We start from the raw sequence: 18,676 nt of genomic DNA, 5'->3' as shown, positions 1-18,676 counted from the left end.
GGAGTTGACATGCGGCTTCACCAGCGGTCCTGAGCTCCGCCCTAGCGGGTGACCAGCAGTTGCACGCGCTCGACGAGGTGCGTGATCGCCGGGTCTCCGGTGGCCGCCCGGGCGTCGGCGGGGTTCAGTATCAGCACGAGCAGGGTGATGAAGGCGAGGGTCGGGAGGGCGAGGGCCCACCAGGGCAGCCAGGTGTCGACGCCGCCCGGGGCGGCCGGGTGGGGCCGGGTGTGCGTAGGGGCCGACATGGGTGCCTCCGCTGTCTTCGAGTGGTCCGTGGACCTCGGCAGGTGATCCGCGTCGCGCGGTCACATCTCGAAGTTACGGAATCGGCGGCCCTCAACCCATCCGGTGATCCACCCACTTGACCCTGACCCTCACCCCCTAGGGGACAGGGGGGTTAACCCCACCCCGGTCGTCCTCGGCTGCCCGGACGGCATCGCGCGCGGGCGGCCCGGTCCGGTCGGCACGGCCGGACCGTCAGGGCGGGTCGTCGCGGCCGGACAGGCAGTGCGAGGTCGTCACGGCCTACTGGCGAGGTCGTCACGGCCTACTGGCAGGGAGGGCCCGTCACGGCGGGAGACCGGCACGGCCGGACCGTCAGGGTGAGGCGATGGTCGCGATGACGGCGATGACGACGAAGATGGCGAGGAACGAGCCGAAGACGATCAGCATCTTCTTCTGACCGTTCTGCGGGTTCGGGTCGAGCATGGGCATACGGCAAGTCTCGCACCCCGCTCCCCCGGCGCCGCCCCGGGGTCGGCCGTCAGCGGGCGGCCTCCTCCTCCACCGTGCGGTCCCGGCCGGCCAGGAAACCCACGACCGTCTGCGGGATCATCAGGCCCGCCATGAGCGCGAGGGGCAGCCCCCAGCCGCCGCTGTGCTGGTAGAGCACCCCCACCAGGAGCGGGCCGGGGATGGAGATCAGATAGCCGGTGCTCTGCGCGAACGCCGACAGCTGAGTGACGCCCGTGCCGGTCCTGGCGCGCATCCCGACCATGGTGAGGGCCAGTGGGAAGGCACAGTTGGCGATGCCGAGCAGCAGGGCCCAGGCCCAGGCGCCGCCGGCCGGCGCGAGATACAGGCCGGCGTACCCGACGAGGCCGCAGCCGCCGAGCGCGAGCACGATCGGGCCCTGGTGCGGCAGCCGGGTGGCGACGCGCGGGATGACGAAGGCCAGCGGCACGCCCATGGCCATCGTCACGGCGAGCAGCAGTCCGGCCGTGCTCGCGGGCACTCCCGCGTCCCGGAAGATCTGCGGCATCCAGCCCATGGTGATGTACGCGGCGGTGGCCTGGAGGCCGAAGAAGACGGCGAGCGCCCAGGCGGTACGGCTGCGGGTGATGCGCAGCGGGGCGGCCGACGGCTGCGGCACGCGCGCGTGGGCCCCCGGGGCGGGCCGCGGGCCCGTCTCCGGCGGCTCCCCCGTGGGCCGCGCCCCCTCGGACCGCTCCCCCGCCGGACGCCCGCCGCCCGGAGCCGTCCCGCGATTGCGGGCGAGCGGCAGCCAGGGCAGGAGGGCGGCCGCCGCCAGGCCCGCCCACAGCACGAGGCCGGTCCGCCAACTGCCGCCCAGCGCCTCGGTCATGGGCACGGTGACGGCGGCGGCCGCGGAGGTGCCCAGGGCGAGGGCCATCGAGTACAGGCCGGTCATGGAGCCGACCCGGTCGGGGAAGTGCCGCTTGACGATGACCGGCATCAGGACGTTGCTGACGGCGATGCCCATGAGGGCGAGGGCGCTGGCGGCGAGGAAGCCCGCCGTGCCGCCCGCGTAGGGACGCAGGAGCAGTCCCGCCGTGATGGCCGCCATGCCGGCGCACACCACCGCGCCGGGCCCGAAGCGGCGGGCGAGTCGCGGCGCCATGACGCCGAAGACGGCGAAGCAGAGCGGGGGCACCGAGGTGAGCAGCCCGGCCACGCTGCCGCTCATGCCGAGCCCGTCGCGCACCTCTTCGAGGAGGGCGCCGAGGCTCGTGATGGCGGGCCGCAGGTTGAGGGCGGCCAGCACGATGCCGACGACGAGCAGCCGGGTCCTCCGGTCCCCCGCGCGGGCGGCCGTGCGTCCGGGCGCGCCCTCCGCCGACGCGCGAAGGGGCGGGGGTGTCGTCGTCCGGGTCTGCTCGCTAGCCATGCCGCCCATCATAGAATCATGGGATGATTGGTTGTCCATGCCCGGGTTCCCCTCGGCCGCCCCAGCCGTGCGAAGGTGTGCCATGCCCCTGAGCCATCCCCGCCGCTCGGCGCTGTCCGAACAGGTCATCGCCGCGCTGCGCACCCAGATCACCTCGGGCGAGTGGCCGGTCGGCGCACGGATCCCCACCGAGCCCGAGCTGGTCGAACAGCTGGGCGTCGCCCGCAACACGGTCCGCGAGGCCGTCCGGGCGCTCGCGCACAACGGCCTGCTGGACATCCGGCAGGGCTCGGGCACGTACGTCGTGGCGACCAGCGAACTCGCGGGCGTGATGCACCGCCGCTTCGCCGACGCCGACCCCGGGCACATCGCCGAGCTGCGCGCCACGCTGGAGTCGAGCGCGGCGAAGCTGGCGGCCGGACGGCGCACGGAGAGGGACCTCAGACACCTGGACGCGCTCCTCCTGCGGCGCGAGGAGGCCTGGGACTCGGGCGACAAGGAGGCGTTCGTGGCGGCGGACGCGACCTTCCACCTGGCGGTGGTGGCGGCCTCCCACAACGACGTCATGACGGCGATGTACGCGGACCTCGGCGAGGTGCTGCGGGACTGGCTGCGCGACGACGTCGGCGACGAGCTCACGCCGGAGACGTACATGGACCACACCCGGCTGGTGGACGCGATCCGCGCGGGTGACGCGGAGGCCGCCGCCGTCGAGGCGGCCGGCTATCCGCTGCTGTGCCGGCCCGGACGGTTCACCGCTTCTGGTGGCTGACCCAGGCCGAGCGGACCTCCTTCCAGCACCGGCCGGTGAGCCGTACGGTCAGGGCGGGGCCCACATCGACGGGGGTGCCGTCGGTGTCGAGATCCCACCAGCGCTCGCACTCGATGTGCAGGCGGACGCGGTCGGTGTCGGCGTAGGGGTTGTGGCAGTAGGCGACGACGCGGGAGCCGAGCACCTCGGTGCGGCACTCCGCGCCGAAGGGATCCTCACGCTCGGCGGTGGCCTGCCCGGCCGCCACGCGCGCGTGCGGCAGCGCGTCGTACGGCAGCGACAGGACGAGACAGACGGCGACGGTCACTGGGGCCAGGCTGCGAGACAGGCGCACAAGGGGACCTCCTCGGCCGTGCTGGGGAGGAAAGCGCGGTAAGGAACCCGCACTTCAGAGTGCCTTGCCGGGGCACCGCCCCGCCCGGCCGGGTGAGCCGAACGGGTGACGCCCCGTTCCCCCGCGCGGGCGGGGGTAACGGGGCGTCGGGAGCGTGCCGGTGATCAGGCTCCGATGGCGTGCAGGCCACCGTCGACGTGCACGATCTCGCCGGTGGTCTTCGGGAACCAGTCGCTCAGCAGCGCGACCACACCGCGGCCGGCCGGGCCCGGGTCGTTGAGGTCCCACTCCAGCGGGGAGCGGTTGTCCCAGACGGAGGCCAGCTCGGAGAAGCCCGGGATGGACTTCGCCGCCATGGAACCGATGGGACCGGCGGAGACCAGGTTGCACCGGATGTTCTGCTTGCCCAGGTCACGCGCCATGTAGCGGTTGGTGGCCTCCAGGGCCGCCTTGGCGGGGCCCATCCAGTCGTACTGCGGCCAGGCGAAGGAGGCGTCGAAGGTGAGGCCGACGACCGAGCCGCCGTTCTGCATCAGCGGCAGACAGGCCATGGTGAGCGACTTCAGGGAGAACGCCGAGACGTGCATGGCCGTGGCGACCGACTCGAACGGCGTGTTGAGGAAGTTGCCGCCCATGGCGTCCTGCGGCGCGAAGCCGATGGAGTGCACGACGCCGTCGAGGCCGCCGAGCTCCTCGCCGACGATGTCGGCCAGCCGGCCGAGGTGCTCGTCGTTCGTCACGTCGAGCTCGATGACCTTGGTGGGCTTCGGCAGCTTCTTGGCGATGCGCTCGGTCAGCGTGGGCCGCGGGAACGCGGTCAGGATGATCTCGGCACCCTGCTCCTGGGCCAGCTTCGCGGTGTGGAACGCGATGGAGGACTCCAGCAGCACGCCGGTGATCAGGACGCGCTTGCCCTCGAGAATTCCGCTCATGGTGATCAGTGACCCATTCCCAGTCCGCCGTCAACGGGAATGACGGCTCCAGTGATGTACGAGGCGTCGTCCGAGGCGAGGAACCGCACCGTCGCGGCGATCTCCTCCGGCTGCGCGTACCGGCCGAGCGGGACCTGCGAGACGATGCCCGCACGCTGCTCGTCGGTGAGCACCTTGGTCATGTCGGTGTCGACGAAGCCGGGCGCGACGACGTTGAAGGTGATGTTGCGCGACCCCAGCTCACGGGCGAGGGACCGCGCGAAGCCGACGAGGGCGGCCTTGGAGGCGGCGTAGTTCGACTGTCCGGCGGAGCCGAGGAGTCCCACGACCGACGAGATCAGGACGACCCGGCCCTTCTTGGCCCGCAGCATGGCGCGGTTGGCGCGCTTGACCACGCGGAAGGTGCCGGTGAGGTTGGTGTCGACGACCGAGGTGAAGTCCTCCTCGGACATGCGCATCAGGAGCTGGTCCTTGGTGACGCCGGCGTTGGCGATCAGGATCTCCACGGGGCCGTGCTCGGCCTCGATCTCCTTGTAGGCCTGCTCCACCTGCTCGGCGTCGGTGATGTCGCACTTGACCGCCAGGCAGCCCAGATCCGTCAGGGCGGCCGGTGGCTCGCCCGAGCGGTACGTGATCGCGACCTTGTCGCCGGCATCGGCGAACGCGCGGGCGATGGCGAGGCCGATGCCCCGGTTTCCTCCGGTGACGAGAACCGAGCGGCTCAACGGATCACCCTTTCGATAGGGGTCTGACGCACCTGCCCCAACGCTTCAGGGCGGGCGGCTTCCCTCGAAACCTATCGGTCAGCGTCTCGCGACGGACATTCGGGCACCGACAGTGGCTCACCGGACTGGCTGTCGGGTCTCTACAGAAAGTTTGCGGAAGCGGGGCGGAAACGTGTGGTCCGGGGCTGCCGGGCGCGACATGATCGAGCCCTCACACGTGACGACACCAGGGAGACACGTAGGTGCCCCACAGCATCGATGAAAGTTTCACGGCCCTACCCCTACGCGCCCTCGCCGACGCCGCCCTCGCACGCGCGCGTGCGCTGGGGGCGGAGCACGCGGACTTCCGGTTCGAGCGGGTGCGCAGCGCGTCCTGGCGGCTGCGGGACGCCAAGCCCTCCGGGTCGTCCGACACGACCGACCTCGGGTACGCGGTGCGGGTGGTGCACGGCGGTACGTGGGGGTTCGCGTCCGGCGTGGACCTCACGATGGACGCCGCGGCCAGGGTCGCCTCGCAGGCCGTGGCGATGGCCAAGCTCTCCGCGCAGGTGATCAGGGCGGCCGGTTCGGACGAGCGGGTGGAACTGGCCGACGAGCCGGTGCACGCCGACAGGACGTGGATCTCGTCCTACGAGATCGACCCGTTCTCCGTTCCCGACGAGGAGAAGGCCGCGCTGTTGGCCGACTGGAGCGCGCGGCTGCTCGCGGCCAACGGGATCAACCATGTGGACGCCTCGCTGCTCACCGTCCACGAGAACAAGTTCTACGCCGACACGGCCGGCACGGTGACCACCCAGCAGCGGGTGCGGCTGCACCCGGCGCTGACCGCGGTGTCGGTCGACGAGTCGAGCGGCGAGTTCGAGTCGATGCGCACCATCGCGCCGCCCGCCGGACGCGGCTGGGAGTACCTCACCGGCACCGGGTGGGACTGGGACGACGAGCTCGCCCGGATCCCCGAGCTGCTCGCCGAGAAGATGCGGGCGCCGAGCGTCGAGCCGGGGCTGTACGACCTGGTGGTCGACCCGTCCAACCTGTGGCTGACCATCCACGAGTCCATCGGGCACGCCACCGAGCTGGACCGGGCCCTCGGCTACGAGGCCGCCTACGCCGGCACCTCCTTCGCCACCTTCGACCAGCTCGGCAAGCTGCGCTACGGCTCGGACCTGATGAACGTCACGGGTGACCGCACCGCCGAGCACGGCCTGGCGACCGTCGGTTACGACGACGAGGGCGTCGAGGCCCAGTCCTGGGACCTGGTGAAGGACGGCACGCTCGTCGGTTACCAGCTGGACCGGCGGATCGCGAAGCTGACCGGGTTCGAGCGGTCCAACGGATGCGCCTTCGCCGACTCCCCCGACCACGTCCCGGTGCAGCGCATGGCCAACGTGTCGCTGCGGCCGGACCCGGCCGGGATGTCGACCGAGGGTCTCATCGGCAGCGTCGACCGGGGCATCTACGTCGTCGGCGACCGCTCCTGGTCCATCGACATGCAGCGCTACAACTTCCAGTTCACCGGGCAGCGGTTCTTCCGGATCGAGAACGGACGGATCACCGGCCAGCTGCGGGACGTGGCCTACCAGGCGACGACCACCGACTTCTGGGGGTCCATGGCGGCGGTCGGCGGCCCGCAGACGTACGTCCTCGGCGGCGCCTTCAACTGCGGAAAGGCCCAGCCGGGCCAGGTCGCGGCGGTGTCGCACGGCTGCCCGTCGGCCCTCTTCAAGGGCGTCAACATTCTGAACACCACGCAGGAGGCCGGTCGATGAGCGCGGGCACCAAGAAGGCGCAGCAGCCGCACGAGATCGTCGAGCGGGCCCTCGAACTGTCGCGGGCCGACGGCTGTGTCGTGATCGCCGACGAACAGTCGACGGCGAACCTGCGCTGGGCGGGCAACGCCCTGACGACCAACGGCGTCACGCGCGGGCGCACGCTCACCGTGATCGCCACGGTCGACGGCAAGGAGGGCACCGCCTCCGGGGTCGTCTCGCGGGCCGCCGTCACCGCGGACGAGCTGGAGTCCCTCGTACGGGCCGCCGAGGCCGCCGCGCGCGGTTCGGGCCCCGCCGAGGACGCGCAGCCACTGGTCGGCGGTGTGGCCCGGTCCCCCGAGTTCACCGAGGCGCCCGCGGAGACCTCGTCGGCGGTCTTCGCCGACTTCGCGCCCGCCCTGGGCGAGGCGTTCGCCCGCGCGCGTGCGGGCGGCCGCGAGCTGTACGGGTTCGCCAACCACGAGCTCGTCTCCACGTACCTGGGCACCTCGACCGGGCTGCGGCTGCGGCACGACCAGCCGAACGGCACGCTGGAGCTCAACGCCAAGTCCCCGGACCGGACGCGCTCGGCGTGGGCCGGGCGTTCGACCCGGGACTTCAAGGACGTCGACCCGGCGGCGCTCGACGCCGAGCTGGCCGTACGGCTGGGCTGGGCGGAGCGGCGGATCGAGCTGCCCGCCGGACGCTACGAGACGCTGCTGCCGCCGACCGCGGTGGCCGACCTGATGATCTACCAGCTGTGGTCGGCGTCCGGCCGGGACGCGGCCGAGGGCCGCACGGTGTTCTCCCAGCCCGGTGGCGGCACCCGGCTCGGGGAGAAGCTGTCCGAGCTGCCGCTGACCCTGCGCAGCGACCCGAACGAGCCGGGCCTGGAGTCGGCGCCGTTCGTCATCGCGCACTCCTCCGGCGGTGACCAGTCGGTCTTCGACAACGGCCTGCCCGTCCGGCCCACCGAGTGGATCGGGGCCGGCGAGCTGAAGCACCTGACGACCACCCGGCACAGCGCCGCCCTGACCGGCCTGCCGGTGGCGCCCGGGGCCGACAACCTGATCCTGGACGGCGGCGAGGACCGCTCCCTGGAGGAGATGGTCGCGGCCACCGGGCGCGGGCTGCTGCTGACCTGCCTGTGGTACATCCGCGAGGTCGACCCGGCGACCCTGCTCCTCACCGGACTGACCCGGGACGGGGTCTATCTGGTGGAGAACGGCGAGGTCGTCGGCGAGGTGAACAACTTCCGGTTCAACGAGTCGCCGGTCGGCCTGCTGGGGCGGGCGACGGAGGCGGGCCGCACGGAAAAGACGCTGCCCCGGGAGTGGAGCGACTGGTTCACTAGGGCTGCGATGCCGGCGCTGCGGGTGCCGGACTTCAATATGAGCTCTGTCAGCCAGGGCGTATAACCTCGTAGCCGGTGGTCGCACGACCGCCCGCGGACCGCCGGCGGACCGGCTGAAGATCATCAAGGAGATATGAGAACCGTGACGGACATCGTCGACGAACTGAAGTGGCGCGGGCTGATCGCCCTCTCCACTGACGAGGACGCATTGCGCAAGGCGTTCGCGGACGGTCCCGTCACGTTCTATTGCGGCTTCGACCCGACCGCGCCCAGCCTGCACCTCGGCAACCTGGTGCAGATCCTGACGATGCGCAGGATCCAGCAGGCGGGCAACCGTCCGCTGGGTCTGGTCGGAGGGGCCACCGGGCTGATCGGCGACCCGAAGCCCACCGCGGAGCGGACGCTGAACGCGCCCGAGGTCGTCGCCCAGTGGGTGGAGCGGCTGCGCGCGCAGATCGCGCCGCTGCTGGACTTCGAGGGCCCCAATGCGGCGGTCATGGTGAACAACCTGGACTGGACGCAGGGCATGTCGGCCATCGAGTTCCTGCGGGACGTCGGCAAGCACTTCCGCGTCAACAAGATGATCGCCAAGGAGGCCGTCTCCCGGCGGCTCAACTCCGACGCGGGCATCGGCTACACGGAGTTCAGCTACCAGATCCTCCAGGGGATGGACTTCCTGGAGCTGTTCCGGCGGCACGGCTGCACGCTCCAGACCGGTGGCAGCGACCAGTGGGGCAACCTGACCTCGGGGACCGACCTGATCCACCGGGTCGAGCCCGACGCCGTGGTGCACGCGCTGGCCACCCCGCTGATCACCAAGGCGGACGGCACCAAGTTCGGCAAGACGGAGTCCGGCACGGTCTGGCTCGATCCCGAGATGACCACGCCGTACGCCTTCTACCAGTTCTGGCTGAACGCGGACGACCGGGACGTGTCGAAGTTCCTGCGCATCTTCAGCTTCAGGTCCCACGCCGAGATCGAGGAGCTGGAGCGGCAGACCGAGGAGCGTCCGCAGGCCCGGGCCGCTCAGCGCGCGCTGGCCGAGGAGCTGACGACGCTGGTGCACGGAGCCGACCAGACGGCCGCCGTGGTCGCCGCGTCCAAGGCCCTCTTCGGCCAGGGCGAGCTCGGTGAGCTCGACGACCGGACGCTGGCCGCGGCCCTCTCCGAGCTGCCGCACATCAGGGTCGCCGAGCTCGGACCGGTCGTGGACCTGTTCGCGGAGGTCGGTCTGGTGGCCAGCAAGTCCGCCGCGCGTCGGACGGTGAAGGAGGGCGGTGCCTACGTGAACAACGTCAAGGTCACCGCGGAGGACGCCGTCCCGGCGAAGGAGGAGCTCATCCACGGGCGGTGGCTGGTGCTGCGGCGCGGGAAGAAGAACCTGGCCGCTGTCGAGGTCACCGAGGGCTGAGTGCCGCGCCCGCGCTCCCGCCCGACGGGGTGCGCGCAGGGGCGGCGCCGCGGATGGCGCCGCAGGGATGTGGGGTTCTGCCGGCCGCGGCTCTCGTCGTGGCGTGCCGCGCCGTTCCCCGCCCCCCCGGGGGGCGCCTCGGTCAGGTCCTCTGCTTGCGCTTGCCCAGCGTCGCCATGTAGAGCATGTCGCCGAGGGCGACGATGATGATCGCGGCGATCAGCTGGAACAGGTGGCGGCTCCAGTCGATGCCGGAGGTCTCCTCGACCCCTGCCGCGCGGGCGATCGCGTTGCCCACGATCGCGCCCAGCATGCCGAAAATGGTGGTCAGCCAGAGGGGGCTGTGCTGCTTCCCCGGGAGGATGGCCTTCGCGATCAGGCCCAGCACGAATCCCACGATGATGGCCCACAACCAGCCCATGGCTGCCTCCTTGTACGGCTCTACGTGAGCATTGCCCCCAAGTCTCGGTCCGGCCGCCGTACGGCGCATGTCGGGTGCGGCCATACGCGGCACGGCGCAGAACCTTCGCCCGGGCGGCGGGTGACCCGGTCTCGAAGGCGGCGCAGCCGCGGCGTAACGTGGACGGTGTCCGGGCCCGGCTCCCCGATCGGGTGCGGGCCGGAGAGCGGCCGGAAAGCGGCCGGGGCGAGGCCGATGCGGGCGGACGGTGGAATGTGATGCGGAAGCAGGGTGGCGGCGGCAACGTCCAGGTGTTCCGGATCACCGGCGCGCGCCAGGGACTCCAGGACGACGTGCGGGGCCGGCAACGGCGCTACATCATCTCGATGTCGATCCGCACGCTCTCGGTGATCCTCGCGGCGACGCTGTGGAACGTGGAACGGCATGTGGCTGTCGTGGCGTTGGTCCTGGGGGTGGTACTCCCCTATATCTCGGTGGTGATCGCCAACGCGGGGCGGGAGAACGTGCCTTCGCTCCCCTCGACCTTCCTGACGGCGCCGGTGCGCACCATGATCGCTCCGCCGCGCCCCGAGGGTGAATCCGTGGGTCACGCCCGGAAAGAGGAGGGCTTCGCGGAATCCCCGCGGAAGGAGCCGGCGCCCGATCCGGCTGAGCGTCAGCAGTGAACAGGCCATGAACAGGCTGTGCCTCAAGCTCAGGAAAAGCTCAGATCAATCATGTTGTTCCAGTGCCGTGGCGAGCGTGAGCCATGACATACTTCGTACGCGCTCCGCATCCCCCGTCGGAGCGACGGACCGACGCCGGGCAGCTCCCCCCGTGGCTGCTCGGCGTCGCCTTTGTGTGCGTGTGGTGAGACAAGTCTGTGAGTGACGAAACCCCGATCTGTTCTGCCAAGGGCTGCCGTGTGGACGCGGTGTGGGTCCTGGCATGGAACAACCCGAAGCTGCACACGCCGGAGCGGCGCAAGACGTGGCTCGCGTGCGAAAAGCACCGGGAGCATCTGTCGCAGTTCCTCGGAGTCCGGGGCTTCCTCAAGGACGTCGTCCCGCTGACCGACTGGGAGTCCCCGGAGACCGCCCGGGACAGGTCCTAGCCGCCGATCGCCGACATCGGCCGGTCCGGCTGGAGGAACGTCGGGTCGTCCAGGCCCGAGCCCGCCTTCTTGCCCCACATCGCCAGCCGCCAGATGCGGGCTATCTCCTCGTCGGGGGCGCCGGAGCGCAGGGCCGCCCGCAGGTCCGTCTCCTCGCGGGCGAAGAGGCAGGTGCGGACCTGGCCGTCGGCCGTGAGGCGGGTGCGGTCGCAGGCGGCGCAGAAGGGGCGGGTGACGGAGGCGATGACGCCCACCCGGTGCGGGCCGCCGTCCACCAGCCAGCGTTCGGCCGGGGCGGAGCCGCGCTCGTCCTCGCCCTCGGCGGTGAGCTCGAAGCGGGTGCGCAGGGAGGCCAGGATGTCGCCGGCCGTGACCATGCCGTCGCGCTTCCAGCCGTGCTGGGCGTCCAGGGGCATCTGCTCGATGAAGCGCAGCTCGTAGTCGTGCTCGACGGCCCAGGCGAGGAGGTCCGGGGCTTCGTCCGCGTTCAGGCCGGGCATCAGGACGGAGTTGACCTTCACCGGCGTCAGGCCTGCCTCGCGGGCGGCTTCGAGGCCTTCGAGGACGTCCTTGTGACGGTCGCGGCGGGTGAGGGTCTTGAAGACGTCGGGGCGCAGGGTGTCGAGGGAGACATTGACCCGGTCCATGCCCGCCGCCTCGAGGGCGGTGGCGGTGCGGCGCAGGCCGATGCCGTTGGTCGTGAGGGACATCCGGGGGCGGGGCTCGAGGGCGGCGACCCGCTCGACGATGCCCACCAGGCCGGGGCGCAACAGGGGCTCGCCGCCGGTGAAGCGGACCTCCTCGATGCCGAGCGCGGTGACCGCTATACCGATCAGACGGACGATCTCGTCGTCGTCGAGCAGGTCGGGCTTGGCCAGCCACTGCAAGCCCTCCTCGGGCATGCAGTACGTACAGCGCAGGTTGCACCGGTCGGTCAGCGAGACCCTCAGGTCGGTGGCCACGCGGCCGTAGGTGTCGATGAGCACGTGGGCCCCCTCCCTCGTAGCGATCGCGTGTTCTTCTCGTCACTTGCGAGCCTACGTGACACCGGTGACAACGACAGGGCCCGATCCCACGAGATCCCACGGAGCGGGACGCGGCCGCGTCGTAGGGATCTACGACGCGGCCGCGGGAGGGGGCGTGGTCGGCGGTGGCTCAGTGCGCTCCGGTGCCGGTCAGGGAGCGGACCTCCAGCTCGGCGTACTTGCCCTTGTCCGGCTCCTCCTTCGACAGCAGGGTGCCCACGACACCCAGCAGGAAGCCGACCGGGATCGAGATGATGCCGGGGTTCTCCAGCGGGAACCAGTGGAAGTCCACGTCCGGGAACATCGAGGTGGGCTTGCCCGACACGACCGGCGAGAACAGCACCAGGCCGACCGCCGTGACCAGACCGCCGTAGATCGACCACAGGGCTCCGGAGGTGGTGAACCGCTTCCAGAAGAGGCTGTAGAGGATCGTCGGGAGGTTGGCGGAGGCGGCGACCGCGAAGGCCAGGGCGACCAGGCCGGCGACGTTGAGGTCACGGGCGAGCGCGCCCAGCAGGATGGAGACGGCGCCGATGCCCACGGTGGCGTAGCGGGCCGCGTTGATCTCCTGCTTCTCGGTGGCGGTGCCCTTCTTGATGACGTTGGCGTAGATGTCGTGGGCGAACGACGAGGAGGACGCCAGGGTGAGTCCCGCGACGACCGCCAGGATGGTGGCGAAGGCGACCGCCGAGATGGTGGCCAGCAGGATCGCGCCCCAGTTGGAGTCGACGCCGCCGAGATGGAGGGCGAGCAGGGGCGCCGCGGTGTTGCCCGCCTTGTTGGAGGCGGTGATCTCGTCCGGCTTGATCAGCGCGGCGGCGCCGAAGCCGAGGGCGAGGGTCATGAGGTAGAAGGCGCCGATGAGGCCGATGGCCCAGAGGACGGACTTACGGGCGGCCTTCGCGGTGGGCACGGTGTAGAAGCGGATCAGGATGTGCGGCAGGCCCGCGGTGCCCAGGACGAGGGCGATGCCGAGCGAGATGAAGTCCAGTTTGGTGGTGCCCGTGGCGCCGTACTTCAGGCCGGGCTCCAGGAAGGCCGCGCCCTTGCCGCTGTTGTCGGCGGCAGAGCCCAGCAGGTCGGAGACGTTGAAGTCGAACTTCAGCAGGACCAGGAAGGTGAGCAGGAGGGCGCCGGCGATGAGCAGGACCGCCTTGACCATCTGGACCCAGGTGGTGCCCTTCATGCCGCCGATCGTCACGTAGACGATCATCAGGACGCCGACCAGCGCCACGATGCCGATCTTGCCGCTGTCGCTGGTGATGCCCAGCAGCAGGGAGACCAGGACGCCCGCGCCCGCCATCTGGGCCAGCAGGTAGAAGATCGACACCACGATGGTGGAGGTACCGGCCGCGGTGCGGACCGGCCGCTGGCGCATGCGGTACGCCAGGACGTCGCCCATCGTGTAGCGGCCGGAGTTGCGCAGCGGCTCGGCGACCAGGAGCAGGGCGACCAGCCAGGCGACCAGGAACCCGATGGAGTACAGGAAGCCGTCGTAGCCGAAGAGGGCGATGGCGCCCGCGATGCCGAGGAAGGACGCGGCGGACATGTAGTCGCCGGAGACGGCGAGGCCGTTCTGGAAACCGGTGAACTGGCGGCCGCCGGCGTAGAAGTCGGCGGCGTCCTTGGTCTGGCGGCCGGCCCAGACGGTGATGACGAGGGTCGCGGCGACGAACACCGAGAAGAGGATGATGATCAGTGTGCGGTGCTCGCTCGCCTCGCCTGCGGCGAGCAGGGTGGTGTGCTGTGCGGGGCTCATGCGCCGCCCTCCATCCGGGACTTGATCGCCTCGGCCTTGGGGTCGAACCGCGCGGCGGCGGTCCGCGCGTACCACCAGGCGATGAGGAACGTGGTGAGGAACTGGCCGAGCCCGAGGGTCATGGCCACGTTGAAGTTGCCGAAGAGCTTGGTCCCCATGAAGTCGCCCGCGTAGTTGGACAGCAGGACGTACAGCAGGTACCAGACGATGAAGGCGAGGGTCAGCGGGAAGGCGAAGTTGCGGTACGAGCTGCGCAGTTCACCGAACTCCGGACTCTCCTGCACCGCGACGAACTCCTCGGTGGAGGGGAGTTGGGCTGGGGATTTCGAGGGGGGCGGTGTCTCGATGGCCACGGAGTCTCCTCGTTGCGGGTGCGGGTCGGACGGCGAAAGGAAGGCGAGTGTCCTCTCGCTCCCTGCCCAAGGTCACGGCGCCGCGCAAGGACGGGTTCAACGCGCCGGGCGGGTTTGTCGAAGTGACCTTCGGCAGGTGATGACCAACGAACGGGAGCGGCGTCAGGTCATGGGTCGGCAAACTCGCCACCGGGAAATCATTGCTGGCCGGTGAGTCAGGGAGATAGTTTCGGGCGAGCACCACCCGTCATGTACCTGCCCAGGTGCGGCATCTGTGCCCGGGTCAGGTCCCGTTTCCGGATGATGTGGAGACCCCATGGCTCATCTGCCTTCCAGACGCCGCCTCGCGCTCGCGGTGCCCGTCGTGCTGTCGCTGACCGCTTCCCTCGGCTTCCTGCCGACGGCGGCCTCCGCGGCACCCGTCACGACTTCCGCCACCCGGACGGCCGATGCCGGAACCCTGGCATACGTCGTCAACACGAAGGTGGACCACCGCACGATCGGGTCGGTGAAGAAGGCGATCGCCGCGGCCGGCGGCACCGTCGTCGCGGCGTACGACAAGATCGGCGTGCTCGTCGTCCACTCGGCGAACCCCGACTTCGGCTCTCAGATACGCAAGGTGCGCGGCGTGCAGTCGGCGGGTGCGACCCGTACCGCGCCGCTCAGCGCCGCGGGCACCACCGACGAGGGGGCCGCCCAGGTCCTCTCCCGGGCGGAGGCCGCGAAGATCGAGAAGGCGTCCGACGCGGCGGGCCAGAGCGAGCCGCTCGAGGCCGACCAGTGGGACCTGCGCGCGATCGGCGCCGACAAGGCCGCCGGGATCAACCCGGGCAGCAAGAAGGTCACGGTCGCCGTGATCGACACCGGCGTCGACGACACCCACCCGGACCTCGCGCCGAACTTCTCCGCGTCCCAGTCGGCGAACTGCGTCGGCGGTGTCGCGGACACCAGCGAGGGCGCCTGGCGCCCGTACACCGCGGACGACTACCACGGCACCCATGTCGCGGGAGAGATCGCCGCGGCCCGCAACGGCATCGGTGTGGCGGGCGTCGCGCCCGGCGTGAAGGTCGCCGGCATCAAGGTGAGCGACCCCAAGGACGGCCTCTTCTACCCGGAGAACGTCGTCTGCGCCTTCGTGTTCGCCGCCGACCACGGCGTCGAGGTCACGAACAACAGCTACTACGTCGACCCGTGGCTGTACAACTGCATGGACGACCCCGACCAGAGGGCGATCGTCGACGCGGTCAACAGGGCCCAGCTGTACGCCCAGAAGAAGGGCACGCTCAACGTCGCCTCGGCGGGCAACTCCAACCACGACCTGGACTCGGACTCCCTGGTCGACGCCTCCAGCCCGGACGACTCCACGCCCGTCGAGCGGACCGTGGACCCGCACGAGTGCTTCGACGTCCCGACCCAGCTGCCGGGTGTCGTCACGGTGAGCGCGACCGGCGTCAAGGGCACCAAGTCCTACTACTCCACCTACGGACTGGGCGCCATCGACGTCGCGGCTCCGGGTGGCGACAAGTACCAGATCCCGGACACCCCGTCGGCCAACGGCCGCATCCTGTCCACCCTGCCGAACAACACGTACGGCTTCCTCCAGGGCACCTCGATGGCGTCCCCGCACGTCTCCGGTGTGGCCGCGCTGCTGAAGTCGACCCACCCGCACGCGACCCCGGCCCAGCTCCAGGCGCTGCTCAAGCTCCAGGCCGACAGCACGGCGTGCCCGACCGAGCCGTACGACGGCGACGGCAACGGCGTCGTGGACGCGACCTGCGTGGGCGGCAAGCGCCTCAACGGCTTCTTCGGCTTCGGCGTCGTGAACGCGCTGCGTGCCGTGAAGTAGCCGACTGACGGGCGGTGCGTGGGCCGGGCGGACATCCGCCCGGCCCTTCGCGCGTCCTGAGGCACGGGCCCCGGCAGGGCCGCGGGGTCGGCCGCGTACCGGGCGGGCATCCCCTGGCGCCCGGCAGGACGCGTACCGGGAGGCGCACAGCGCACATATATTGATTCGATCAATGATGCATAGTGCAGTCATGACAGGAATCAAGGCTGTTTGGTCCGGGCTGGGCGGCGATCCCGCTCTCCTCGCGCGTGTGTCGACCGTCGTCCGGGAGGGCGTCCTGCCGGCGCGCCTTCCCGTGCGGGAGCTGGCCCGCGCCTGCGTGGGCGCGTGCGCGCTGGCCGGCGCCGAGCTGGCGGCGCGGCGGACCGGCCTGCGCGAGCTGCCCGGGGTGCGGGTGGACGACGCGGCGGTGGCCACCGCGTTCACCGGCGAGCGGCTGCTGCTGGTCGACGGGCGGGCACCGGTCTCCTTCGCCCCGCTGTCACGGTTCTGGCGGACGGCCGACGGATGGGTGCGCACCCACGCCAACTACCCGCACCACCGCGAACGGTTGCTCAGGGCGCTGGCGCTCCCCCGGAGCGCCGACCCGGCCGCCGTCGAGGCATCGCTCGCCGAGCGCGCCGCCCTGGACGTCGAGGACGCGGTGTACGCGGCCGGGGGCCTCGCCGTCGCGTCGCGCACACCCGAGGAGTGGGTGGCGCACGAGCAGGCGGCCATGATCGCCGCTCGCCCCCTGGTGGAGCGGGGCCGGTCGGACGAGGCACGCGCGCGTACGTTCGCGCCACTGGAGGCCGGCCCGCTGCTGCCCGCCGCCGGACTGCGCGTCCTGGACCTGACCCGGGTCCTGGCCGGTCCCGTCGCCACCCGCACCCTCGCCCTGCTGGGCGCGGACGTCCTGCGGATCGACGCGCCCCACCTGCCCGAACTGCCCGACCAGCACGCCGACACGGGCTTCGGCAAGCGCTCGGCGCTGCTGGACCTGGCCTCGGACCGGCGCACCTTCGAGGAACTGCTCGCGACGGCCGACGTCGTGGTCACCGGCTACCGGCCCGGTGCCCTGGACCGGTTCGGACTCTCCCCCGAGGCGCTGGCCGAGCGCCGGCCCGGGCTGGTCGTGGCCCAGGTGTCGGCGTGGGGCACGTACGGCCCGTGGGGAGGGCGGCGGGGCTTCGACAGCCTGGTCCAGGCAGCCACCGGCATCGCGGACGTCGAGGGCCGCGCCGGGCGGCCGGGCGCACTGCCCGCGCAGGCCCTCGACCACGGCACCGGCTATCTGCTGGCGGCGGCCGTACTACGGGCGCTGACCGAGCAGTCGTACGACGGCGGCAGCCGGTTCGTACGGCTGGCACTGGCCCGCACCGCGGCATGGCTCACCGAAGGAACCCGGGAGGGCGCGGACGTCCGGGAGGGCGCGGACGTCCGGGAGGGCGCGGACGTCCGGGAGGGCGCTGACGTCCGGATGGGCGAAGGGGAGGGCAAAGGGATGACCAAGGCGCCGGAGCGGCAGGTGAGCGGGGGCTCCGACGTCGTCGCCGACGTCTGGGTCACGCAGACCGACAGCCCTCTGGGGCGGCTCCGCCACGCCCTTCCACCGGTGTCGTTCGACGGCGGGCCTGCCGACTGGTCCCGGCCGCCCGGGCCCTGGGGGGCCGATCCGGCGCGCTGGCTGTGAGCCCCCGGACGAGCCGTCCCCGCGCCAGCTCCACCCGCATCGACCAATTCATGATGAGTTGCCCAGATTTGCCGGTGATGGTGAAGATCCTGGCATGGCCCTCATACGACCGACCGAAGCGACCACATCCGTCCGCCGCCGGACCGGACCGGGCCGGGCGGTGGCTCTGCTCGTCCTGGTGGGGCTCGCGGCGCTGATCCCGCTGCTCGGACCCTCCGTCGCCGCGCACGGCACCGGGGAGGCCGCGACCGCGGACTCCGGCGTGGTCGCGCTGTTGCGGGCGCTGCTGTTCGCGGCGCTGTGCGTGCAGGTGGGTGAGCTGTTCGCGGCCGGTCTCGCCCGGGCGGTGCCCGGCGCCCCGCCCGGCCGGCCGGTCGGCTGGGCGCCGTACGCGGCGGTCGTGGGGTTCGCGGCCGCGGCGACCGCCGGTGAACTGGCGCCGCACGGCCACGGCTCGCGCGGCGGCGTACTCGCGCTGCTGGAGGCGGTCGCGTTCGCGGTGGCGGGGCTGTGCGCGCTCACGCGCCGCCCGAACCGGCAGGCGTGGCCGCTCGCGGCGGTGATCCTGGCCGAGGCGCTGCGCGCGCATCCGCCGACCGAGTCGGCGCCGCTGGTCGGCTCCGGGCTGACGGTGGTGCATCTGACATGCTCCGCGCTGTGGGCGGGCGGGCTGCTGAGCGTGCTGAGGACGCTGCGGGGGTGGGAGGGCTCCGAGGCGGGCGCCGCCCTGCTCGGGCTCTACGCGCGCGTGGCGGCCGTCCTGTTCGCCGGGGTCACCGTGACCGGGCTGTGCAGCTCGCTGCGCCGGATGCCGTCGGACACGGTGCTCGACCAGCTGACGACGACGGCGTACGGGCGCGTGCTGCTCGCCAAGGTGCTTGTCGTGGGCGCGGTCGCCCTGCTCGCCCTGTGGGCGCGCACTCGGCTGCGCCGGGCCCCCGACCCGCTGACCGCCTGCTCCCCCGCGCGCGTGGAGATCGTCACGCTGGGTGTGGTGGTCGCGGTGTCGGGGCTGCTGACGGCGTTGCCGCTGCCCGTCAAGGGTTGAGGATCACTGCCGATCACGGCCGGCGATCAACGTTGATTCACCCGCGAGCCCC

General features: G+C 71.5%; 19 protein-coding genes. 9 read left to right on the top strand and 10 right to left on the bottom strand.

Features of this window, described 5'->3' with window-relative positions; all coding sequences use genetic code 11:
• Window positions 1–41: 41 nt before the first annotated feature.
• The 3 genes from AOQ37_RS32975 to AOQ37_RS32970 all read right to left on the bottom strand — a co-directional run bounded on the left by AOQ37_RS32975 (window position 42) and on the right by AOQ37_RS32970 (window position 2,143).
• Window positions 42–248, bottom strand: a complete 207-nt coding sequence (locus tag AOQ37_RS32975; RefSeq protein ID WP_062649901.1) for a hypothetical protein — start codon at window positions 246–248, stop codon at window positions 42–44.
• A gap of 352 nt (window positions 249–600) precedes the next feature.
• Complete coding sequence (locus AOQ37_RS41910; RefSeq protein WP_107085357.1) at window positions 601–717, bottom strand: SGM_5486 family transporter-associated protein; 117 nt, start codon at window positions 715–717, stop codon at window positions 601–603.
• 49 nt (window positions 718–766) lie between these two features.
• Entirely contained in the window at window positions 767–2,143 is a 1,377-nt protein-coding gene (locus tag AOQ37_RS32970; protein WP_062649898.1) for a CynX/NimT family MFS transporter, read from the bottom strand.
• Between the two features lie 70 nt (window positions 2,144–2,213).
• Here AOQ37_RS32970 and AOQ37_RS32965 point away from each other — a divergent pair, with 70 nt between their 5' ends.
• The gene (locus AOQ37_RS32965; RefSeq protein ID WP_062649896.1) at window positions 2,214–2,903 is read left to right on the top strand and encodes a FadR/GntR family transcriptional regulator; all 690 of its coding nucleotides are present in this window, start codon (window positions 2,214–2,216) and stop codon (window positions 2,901–2,903) included.
• Here the strand turns inward: AOQ37_RS32965 and AOQ37_RS32960 are convergent.
• From AOQ37_RS32960 to fabG, 3 genes are all read right to left on the bottom strand, one after another.
• Window positions 2,884–3,237 (bottom strand): hypothetical protein, encoded by a 354-nt coding sequence (locus tag AOQ37_RS32960; RefSeq protein WP_062649894.1) that lies wholly within the window; start codon window positions 3,235–3,237, stop codon window positions 2,884–2,886. The two genes, AOQ37_RS32965 and AOQ37_RS32960, sit on opposite strands and share 20 nt — an antisense overlap.
• 164 nt (window positions 3,238–3,401) lie before the next feature.
• The gene (gene fabI, locus AOQ37_RS32955; protein WP_062649892.1) at window positions 3,402–4,169 is read right to left on the bottom strand and encodes an enoyl-ACP reductase FabI; all 768 of its coding nucleotides are present in this window, start codon (window positions 4,167–4,169) and stop codon (window positions 3,402–3,404) included.
• A 5-nt stretch (window positions 4,170–4,174) separates the two neighbouring features.
• Complete coding sequence (gene fabG, locus AOQ37_RS32950) at window positions 4,175–4,894, bottom strand: 3-oxoacyl-[acyl-carrier-protein] reductase (protein WP_062649890.1); 720 nt, start codon at window positions 4,892–4,894, stop codon at window positions 4,175–4,177.
• Window positions 4,895–5,136: 242 nt separating this feature from the next.
• Here fabG and AOQ37_RS32945 point away from each other — a divergent pair, with 242 nt between their 5' ends.
• The 3 genes from AOQ37_RS32945 to tyrS all read left to right on the top strand — a co-directional run bounded on the left by AOQ37_RS32945 (window position 5,137) and on the right by tyrS (window position 9,407).
• Entirely contained in the window at window positions 5,137–6,660 is a 1,524-nt protein-coding gene (locus AOQ37_RS32945) for a TldD/PmbA family protein (protein ID WP_062649888.1), read from the top strand.
• Window positions 6,657–8,060 (top strand): TldD/PmbA family protein, encoded by a 1,404-nt coding sequence (locus AOQ37_RS32940; RefSeq protein ID WP_062649886.1) that lies wholly within the window; start codon window positions 6,657–6,659, stop codon window positions 8,058–8,060. The genes AOQ37_RS32945 and AOQ37_RS32940 overlap by 4 nt, the downstream gene beginning before the upstream one ends.
• Window positions 8,061–8,138: 78 nt before the next feature.
• A complete protein-coding gene (gene tyrS / locus AOQ37_RS32935; protein ID WP_062649884.1) occupies window positions 8,139–9,407 on the top strand; it encodes a tyrosine--tRNA ligase in 1,269 nt (422 codons plus the stop codon).
• 142 nt (window positions 9,408–9,549) lie between these two features.
• Here the strand turns inward: tyrS and AOQ37_RS32930 are convergent, their stop codons facing one another.
• Complete coding sequence (locus tag AOQ37_RS32930; RefSeq protein ID WP_062649882.1) at window positions 9,550–9,828, bottom strand: GlsB/YeaQ/YmgE family stress response membrane protein; 279 nt, start codon at window positions 9,826–9,828, stop codon at window positions 9,550–9,552.
• A gap of 257 nt (window positions 9,829–10,085) precedes the next feature.
• Between AOQ37_RS32930 and AOQ37_RS32925 the strand changes: the two genes are divergently transcribed.
• Window positions 10,086–10,493 (top strand): DUF3099 domain-containing protein, encoded by a 408-nt coding sequence (locus AOQ37_RS32925; protein WP_062649881.1) that lies wholly within the window; start codon window positions 10,086–10,088, stop codon window positions 10,491–10,493.
• Between the two features lie 197 nt (window positions 10,494–10,690).
• Entirely contained in the window at window positions 10,691–10,921 is a 231-nt protein-coding gene (locus AOQ37_RS32920) for a hypothetical protein (protein WP_062649879.1), read from the top strand.
• Here AOQ37_RS32920 and moaA read toward each other — a convergent pair.
• From moaA to AOQ37_RS32905, 3 genes are all read right to left on the bottom strand, one after another.
• The gene (gene moaA / locus AOQ37_RS32915; RefSeq protein WP_062649877.1) at window positions 10,918–11,907 is read right to left on the bottom strand and encodes a GTP 3',8-cyclase MoaA; all 990 of its coding nucleotides are present in this window, start codon (window positions 11,905–11,907) and stop codon (window positions 10,918–10,920) included. The two genes, AOQ37_RS32920 and moaA, sit on opposite strands and share 4 nt — an antisense overlap.
• 169 nt (window positions 11,908–12,076) lie before the next feature.
• Window positions 12,077–13,705 carry a monocarboxylic acid transporter gene (locus tag AOQ37_RS32910; RefSeq protein WP_062649875.1) on the bottom strand — a complete coding sequence of 543 codons (1,629 nt, stop codon included), beginning with the start codon at window positions 13,703–13,705 and terminating at the stop codon, window positions 12,077–12,079.
• Window positions 13,702–14,058 carry a DUF485 domain-containing protein gene (locus AOQ37_RS32905; RefSeq protein WP_062649873.1) on the bottom strand — a complete coding sequence of 119 codons (357 nt, stop codon included), beginning with the start codon at window positions 14,056–14,058 and terminating at the stop codon, window positions 13,702–13,704. Before AOQ37_RS32905 ends, AOQ37_RS32910 begins: the two co-directional genes overlap by 4 nt.
• A gap of 316 nt (window positions 14,059–14,374) precedes the next feature.
• On the opposite strand from AOQ37_RS32905, the gene AOQ37_RS32900 reads away from it, so the two are divergent.
• From AOQ37_RS32900 to AOQ37_RS32890, 3 genes are all read left to right on the top strand, one after another.
• Window positions 14,375–15,904 carry a S8 family serine peptidase gene (locus AOQ37_RS32900; protein ID WP_062649871.1) on the top strand — a complete coding sequence of 510 codons (1,530 nt, stop codon included), beginning with the start codon at window positions 14,375–14,377 and terminating at the stop codon, window positions 15,902–15,904.
• A gap of 190 nt (window positions 15,905–16,094) precedes the next feature.
• Complete coding sequence (locus AOQ37_RS32895) at window positions 16,095–17,576, top strand: CoA transferase (RefSeq protein ID WP_062649869.1); 1,482 nt, start codon at window positions 16,095–16,097, stop codon at window positions 17,574–17,576.
• Window positions 17,577–17,670: 94 nt separating this feature from the next.
• A complete protein-coding gene (locus tag AOQ37_RS32890; RefSeq protein ID WP_062649867.1) occupies window positions 17,671–18,624 on the top strand; it encodes a CopD family protein in 954 nt (317 codons plus the stop codon).
• Window positions 18,625–18,676 lie beyond the last annotated feature (52 nt).

Source organism: Streptomyces maremycinicus (genome assembly GCF_001184025.1).
In the GTDB taxonomy this organism is placed as follows: Bacteria; Actinomycetota; Actinomycetes; order Streptomycetales; family Streptomycetaceae; genus Streptomyces; species Streptomyces maremycinicus.
This window is presented reverse-complemented; position numbering and strand designations above follow the sequence as displayed.